Here is a 6305-nt window from a genome sequence, read left to right on the forward strand (position 1 = left end):
GCGGCCACCGCGATCATCCCGGCGGTGACCGGACGGCCCGCGCCCGCCCAGCCGGCGCTGGACTCGACGGCGCTGATGGGCGCGGTGCCCCCGGTGCCCGAGCGCGACGGGCCGGCCGAGGACAAGCCCGCCGAGCCGCCGCAGCCCCGGCGCGGCGAGCGGGTGGTCCAGCTCCGCCCGCACCAGACCGACGAGGGCTACAAGAGCGTCTACTCGGAGCTGACCCGGCCGTCTCTGGCGTCCCGGTTGCGCTCCGGCGTCCGGATCACCGGCGAGGTGCTGATCACCTTCGGTCTGGTGGTGCTGCTCTTCGCCGGGTACGAGATCTGGGGCAAGTCGGCCATCGTCGACGCCCACCAGGGCGACCTGAGCAGCCAACTCGCGCAGGAGTGGGGCCCGAGCGGCGACCCCACCATCGCGCCGTCCGCCGGTCCGACGCCCAAGCCCAAGCCCCCGGTGGAGGGCAAGCCGATCGCCGGCCTCTACATCCCCAAGCTCGACAAGAACTGGGTGGTGGTGGAGGGCGTCACGCAAAAGGACATCCGGTACGCCCCGGGCCACTACCCGAAGAGCGCGCTGCCCGGCCAGGTGGGCAACTTCTCCGTCGCCGGGCACCGCAACCGGGCCACCTTCTGGCGGCTGGACGAGCTAGACGACGGCGACGCGATCGTCGTCGAGACCAAGACCGACTGGTACGTCTACAAGGTGATCAAGAGTCGGATCGTCCGCCCCGACCAGGTGGAGGTCGTCGCGCCGGCGCCGATCAAGCTGGGGCCGGGAGAGAAGCCGAAGAAGCTGCTCACCCTGACCACCTGCAACCCGAAGTTCGACAACTACCAGCGCCTGATCATCCACGCGGAGCTGGACGCCACGGCCAGCATGCCCAAGTCCGAGGGCCGCCCGGCGGCGCTGGGAGGCTGACGACGATGTACGCCTGGATCTGGCGCAGACTGCCCTTCGGCCTGACCGGCAAGATCACCGGTTCGCTGCTGCTCGCCGCCGCGACCGTGGCCCTGCTCTGGTACGTGGTCTTCCCCTGGGCCGAGCCCCTGGTGACCCCCTTCGACGACGTGCAGGTCACCCAGGACACCGGCGTGCCGGGCGACTCCGGCGACCCCGGCGTCGAGCAGGACGCCCCGTCCGGCGACGAGCACGAACTGCCGTACGGCACCGACCGGAACAACACCCCGCCCCCCTCCCCGGACGAGTGAGCCCATGCGTGTCCTGGTCATCGACAACTACGACTCGTTCGTCTTCAACCTGGTGCAGTACCTCGGCCAGCTCGGCGTCGACTGCGAGGTCCGCCGCAACGACGAGATCGACGTCGCCGAGGTCGGCCGGCTCGACGCGGCCGGGGTGCTGCTCTCGCCCGGCCCGGGCAGCCCGGACCGCGCCGGCATCTGCCTCGACGTGATCAAGGAGTACGCCGGCAAGCTGCCCATCTTCGGCGTCTGCCTCGGTCACCAGGCCATCGGTGAGGCGTTCGGCGCCACCGTGACCCGCGCCCCGGAGCTGCTGCACGGCAAGACCTCGGAGGTACGCCACCACTCGGTCGGCGTGCTGGCCGGGCTGCCGGACCCGTTCACCGCCACCCGCTACCACTCGCTCGCCGTGCTCCCGGAGACGCTGCCGGACGAGCTGGAGGTCACCGGCTGGACCGGGTCCGGCGTCGTGATGGCGATGCGCCACCGGACGCTGCCGATCGAGGGCGTCCAGTTCCACCCGGAGTCGGTGTTGACCGAGGGCGGCCACCTGATGCTGGCCAACTGGCTGGCCGCCTGCGGCCACCCGGAGGCGCTGGACCGCGCTCCGGAGCTGGCGGCCGAGGTGGACGCGCGGCGGCGGGCCGCCTTCGCCAACACCTGACCGCCAGCGGAGCGCGGAGTAGTCACGACACACCGCCCCGAAGGCCGGGCAGTCAGTTGCGCGTTCACATGGGCATGGGCTTGTCAGCATCGGGTCTGTCAGGGGGCACGGACGCCAGCAGCATTCCGCAAAGCGGTATCAATACTTTGCTCGAAGACCTGTAACCGGTGACCGTAGGTAACGATATACTGTTCTTGGTAGGCGGTCTCCACAGTGGCCCAAATAGCGATCAGGTTCGTTTCGCTTTTGCACTTCACATCCGCCATGGCAACGGCCATCTCTCTTTCAGACGGCTTATCCGACTGAAAGGCCCTGTCGTTGTTCGCTTCCCGAGGATTATCGTATTCAAACCCTCGGGACCGCATGCAGTCGCTCCAAGATTTGAAGACTGCCCGCACTCGACTGTCCCCTTGAGACTCGCCGAACGATCTTAAGCTCAGCTCTCGCACCAGATTTTTGTCCCCTGACGGGACTTCGGGTGCGCCATGGCCCAAAATGCGGTCGGCCTCGCCGCTGCATCCGCCCTCTGGGACCAGCTTCCCTCCAAAGCTCTTCAACGTCCCTTGAACCACTCCATCCACGTCAGGAGTGGCCTGGGGAATTCCTTGAACACTCTGCGCCTGAGGGATCTCCGCTGGATGGTATCCGTGAGTGGACACGACGTCCGCCCTTGAGATGCCGTATCTGTCCCCGTTCTGGGTAATCCTGGAAGATCCGACGCCTTGCTGCGGAATGAATTTCAACCCGAAGCGGCCCACGCATCTTCCCAGCAGCTCACGTCGGGCTTTTTGAAGAATCCGCCACTGCTCTGGATTCATCGAGTATTTGTCTAAAGGTAGTACGAAAGAATGGATGTCAGGGATTGTCAACAGCGATGAGATCTCGGGCTCGCGACGAAGCGCTCCTCCACTATCGGAGCAGCCGACCGAGCTGGCGACGGGCACGGTCAGGACGACAACTGCCACGAACACTCCGCTGAACGAACGGCGGTTCAGCTCTCTCCTCATACTTAATAGAATTCCTATTCTGCCCACTCGGCCGTCTCAACAAAGGTCGGCGCGGCCGGAAACACCAGCCGCGCCAACCCATAGTCACAACAGTGTACGCAAGGAGGAGAACTTGTCGTTGTAGGTCGAACCGACGTTGAGCTTGTCGTAATATCCCCCGGGGATGTCCATGTACGACCCACGCCAGTAGCTGTCGACGTAAATCCGCCAGGTGTCGGTGGCGTTGCGGCTGTTCAGCGAGGTGATGGAGTCGTTGATCGTCCTACCATTGGCCCAGTAATTGTCCGTAAAAGTATTGTCCCCAGTCTGGAACAGCTTCGAGTACCCGTAATAGTCGGCGTCGCTGTATACGCACAGGCCCCAACTGGTGGAGCATCGCGGCCCCGCTGCGCTCGCCGGGCTGGCAACTAGCGGTGCCATGGAAACGCCCAAGGCAATTGCGGATACGGCCGCCATAAACTTCTTCTTTCGCATACCTTTCCTTTCTTCGCGACTATGGGAAGCGTAACAACAGAGCAGGACGGCGATCAAGTACCTAGATGAGGAAGCAGAGGCGAATATGGCACTCTGTCAGCAAATGTCTACCGGGCATTCGAGCAACCACGATGTCATGTATGATTCGCTCTCAAAATGTCGCCCATGTGCGGCTGTTGCCAGCGAAGCCATTCACTAATGCCAGCTAATAGTTGCGCCTCTATCCGGTGCAGCCACCTCATCGGGTAAGGCGTGCGGTAGGACAACCAAACACAGACACCGAGTCGGACTGGACACCGAGGTTCGAGTGCGGCTGCAGAAGCATGGAGAGGTTCGTGGCAGGCCGCGGCATCGTGATGGGTCGTCCTGCCAGCTAACGTGCCAGGCCGGGGTGGCGGTGAATGGTTCCGGCAGCCTGGTCAGGACGCCGACCGATTCGTGGCCTACCTCCTCGCTCGCCGTGCTCCCCGAGACGCTCCCCGACGAGCTGGAGGTCATCGGCTGGACCGGGTCCGGCGTCATGATGGCGATGCGCCACCGGACCTTGCCGATCAAGGGCATCCAGTTCCACCCGGAGTCGGTGCTGACCGAGGGCGGCCACCTGAGGCTGGCGAACTGGCTGGCCGCCTGCGGCCACCCGGAGGTGCTGGACCGCGCTCCGGAGCTGGCGGCCGAGGTGGACGCGCGGCGGCGAGCCGCCTTCGCCAACACCTGACAACCAGCCACGACAGGCAGAAGGCCCCGGTCCTCCCGGACCGGGCCTTCGTCATTGCTGGGTCCAGCTCACCGGGCGGGGACACCGTTCGGGGGCGGGGGGAAGATGCCGCCACCGGTGCCGGTGCTCGGGGTCGGGCTGCTCGGAGTCGGGGTCGGCGGAGTCGGCTCCTGGGTGGGCTCGGGGATGGACACCTCGATGGTGACCTCCTTGCCCTTGGCCAGGTTGGTTCCCGCCTTCGGGCTCTGGTCGGTGACCCGGCCGGCCTGTGCCGCGGGGACCTCGTCGCCGTCGCGCACCCGCACCCGGTAGCCGGCGTCGGTCAGCTCCTTGCGGGCCTCGTCCTCGGTGAGGCCGATGACCCGCGGGACGTCGCCCACGTTGCCCTTCGAGATGGTGACCGTGATCGTGGCGCCCTCGGCGACCTTCTGCCCGGACGGCGGGTCCACCTCGAGGACCAGGCCCTTCTCGCGGGAGCTGTCCTTCTCCTGGGGCTTGACCACGAAGCCCTGTAACTCCAACTGCTGCTTGACGCTCTCGAAGGTGCCGCCCACCAGACCGGCCGGGACCGTCTTGGTGGCCGGACCGCCGCAGATGCTGACGGTGACCTGGCGGTTCTCCTCCAGGCTGCTGCCGGCCGGCGGGTTCTGGTCGGCGACCGTGCCCTTCTTGCAGGTGGAGTTGAAGACCTCGTCACCCAGCCCCGGCACCAGGCCCGCGTTGCGGATCTCGGTGAAGGCGGTGGCCTGGTCCTTGCCCGCCAGGTTCGGCACCTGGACCTTCTCCGGCCCGCCGTTCTGCATCAGCAGCGCCGCCACCAGCGCGATCACCGCGAGCACACCGAGCGCCGCGAAGAAGGCGATCGCCCAGGACGACCGCCGGCGCTTGGCCGGGTCGCCGACCCGCGCCGGGGCCTGCTGCCGGACCTGCCCGCCGACGACCTGCGTCGGGTACCCGCCCGCGGTTGGGGCGAGGTGCGCCGTCTCGTCCTGCGGCATGACCGGGGTGGCCAGCACCGGCCGGCCGGCGGCGGCCCGGAGCAGGTCGGCCCGCATCTCGCCGGCGCTCTGGTAGCGGTTGAGCGGATTCTTCGACAGCGCCTTGAGCACGATCGCGTCGACCGCCGGGTTGACGTCCGGGTTGATGTCGCTCGGCGTCGGCGGGGCCTCCCGTACGTGCTGGTAGGCCACGCTCACCGGGCTGTCCCCGACGAACGGCGGGTGCCCGCAGATCAGCTCGAAGAGCACGCAGCCGGCGGCGTAGACGTCCGAGCGCGCGTCCACGGACTCGCCGCGCGCCTGCTCCGGGGAGAGGTACTGCGCGGTGCCGATGACCGCGCTGGTCTGGGTCATCGTGGTCGCGCCGCTGGCCAGGGCCCGGGCGATGCCGAAGTCCATCACCTTGACCTGGCCGGTCTGGGTGAGCATCACGTTGCCCGGCTTGATGTCCCGGTGGATGATCCCGTGCCGGTGGCTGAACTCCAGCGCCGCGCACATGTCGGCGCAGATCTCCAGCGCCCGGCGCGGCTGGAGCCGGCCCTCGACGCCGAGGACCTCCTTCAGCGTGCGGCCGTTGACGAACTCCATCACGATGAACGGGAGCGTCTCGCCGGTCGGCGCGGTCTCCTCGCCGGTGTCGTAGACGGCGACGATCGCCGGGTGGTTCAGTGAGGCGGCGTTCTGCGCCTCCCGCCGGAACCGCATCTGGAAGGTGGCGTCCCGGGCCAGGTCGGTGCGGAGCATCTTGATCGCGACGTCCCGGCCCAGCCGGAGGTCACGACCACGGTGGACCTCCGCCATGCCGCCGTAGCCGAGCAGCTCGCCGACCTGGTACCTGCCACCGAGCAGGCGGGCCTGCGCTGTCATCGCGTTCGTCGTCCTTCGCTCGTCGTCGTCTCGCCGCCACCCGGTCGAAGCCGTTCCACCCGACGGTACGGCTTCTGGGCCAGATCGTCGCGTCCGTACGCGCTCACCGCGCCGGACGTCACGCTCAGCGAGCTGGCTGCGCCGGGGTCACCGGGCAGCGCGCCCTGCCGCGCCCTGTAGGAAATCACGCCGGAGCAGACCAGGACCAGTACGGCCAGCAGGATGGCCACGGTCACCATCCCTGACCTGGAACGACGCGGCGGAGCAGCAGCCGGGACCGGCTGCCGGGCGTACCCGACGGGGCGGTCGGACCGGGTGGGAGCCGCTGACACGACCCCGCGCGGCGGCGCGGGCTGCGCGACCGGCGGCCGGGACTGC

7 protein-coding genes and 1 pseudogene are annotated in these 6305 nt (G+C 67.7%); 4 read left to right on the forward strand and 4 right to left on the reverse strand.

The annotated features are described in order from the left end of the window. From JNW89_RS24165 to JNW89_RS24175, 3 genes are all read left to right on the forward strand, one after another. A partial coding sequence (locus tag JNW89_RS24165; protein ID WP_238450622.1) for a class E sortase occupies positions 1-921 on the forward strand: 921 nt, incomplete at its 5' end. 5 nt (positions 922-926) lie between these two features. Then, entirely contained in the window at positions 927-1211 is a 285-nt protein-coding gene (locus tag JNW89_RS24170) for a hypothetical protein (protein ID WP_238450623.1), read from the forward strand. Positions 1212-1215: 4 nt separating this feature from the next. Beyond that, positions 1216-1866, forward strand: coding sequence for an aminodeoxychorismate/anthranilate synthase component II (locus JNW89_RS24175; RefSeq protein WP_210777640.1), 651 nt, complete (start codon positions 1216-1218; stop codon positions 1864-1866). A gap of 98 nt (positions 1867-1964) precedes the next feature. On the opposite strand, the gene JNW89_RS24180 is transcribed toward JNW89_RS24175, so the two are convergent. Further along, positions 1965-2831 carry a hypothetical protein gene (locus JNW89_RS24180; RefSeq protein WP_238450624.1) on the reverse strand — a complete coding sequence of 289 codons (867 nt, stop codon included), beginning with the start codon at positions 2829-2831 and terminating at the stop codon, positions 1965-1967. Positions 2832-2957: 126 nt separating this feature from the next. Then, a complete protein-coding gene (locus JNW89_RS24185) occupies positions 2958-3347 on the reverse strand; it encodes a peptidase inhibitor family I36 protein (protein WP_238450625.1) in 390 nt (129 codons plus the stop codon). Positions 3348-3795: 448 nt separating this feature from the next. Between JNW89_RS24185 and JNW89_RS24190 the strand changes: the two are divergent. After that, positions 3796-4062 (forward strand): annotated as a pseudogene (locus JNW89_RS24190) (aminodeoxychorismate/anthranilate synthase component II); the annotation flags it as partial. A 68-nt stretch (positions 4063-4130) separates the two neighbouring features. On the opposite strand, the gene pknB reads toward JNW89_RS24190, so the two are convergent. Both pknB and JNW89_RS24200 read right to left on the reverse strand, forming a co-directional pair. Beyond that, positions 4131-5927 (reverse strand): Stk1 family PASTA domain-containing Ser/Thr kinase, encoded by a 1797-nt coding sequence (gene pknB / locus JNW89_RS24195; RefSeq protein ID WP_238450626.1) that lies wholly within the window; start codon positions 5925-5927, stop codon positions 4131-4133. Then, positions 5924-6157 carry a hypothetical protein gene (locus tag JNW89_RS24200; protein ID WP_238450627.1) on the reverse strand — a complete coding sequence of 78 codons (234 nt, stop codon included), beginning with the start codon at positions 6155-6157 and terminating at the stop codon, positions 5924-5926. Before JNW89_RS24200 ends, pknB begins: the two co-directional genes overlap by 4 nt. Between the last annotated feature and the right edge of the window lie 148 nt (positions 6158-6305).

This window comes from Micromonospora sp. 4G55 (assembly GCF_016803375.1).

Excerpts from the sequence above, each read along its gene's own strand:
- JNW89_RS24185 (WP_238450625.1), bottom strand. The coding sequence starts at position 3,347 with ATGCGAAAGAAGAAGTTTATGGCGGCCGTATCCGCAATTGCCTTGGGC.
- JNW89_RS24170 (WP_238450623.1), top strand. The coding sequence starts at position 927 with ATGTACGCCTGGATCTGGCGCAGACTGCCCTTCGGCCTGACCGGCAAG.
- JNW89_RS24175 (WP_210777640.1), top strand. The coding sequence starts at position 1,216 with ATGCGTGTCCTGGTCATCGACAACTACGACTCGTTCGTCTTCAACCTG.
- pknB (WP_238450626.1), bottom strand. The coding sequence starts at position 5,927 with ATGACAGCGCAGGCCCGCCTGCTCGGTGGCAGGTACCAGGTCGGCGAG.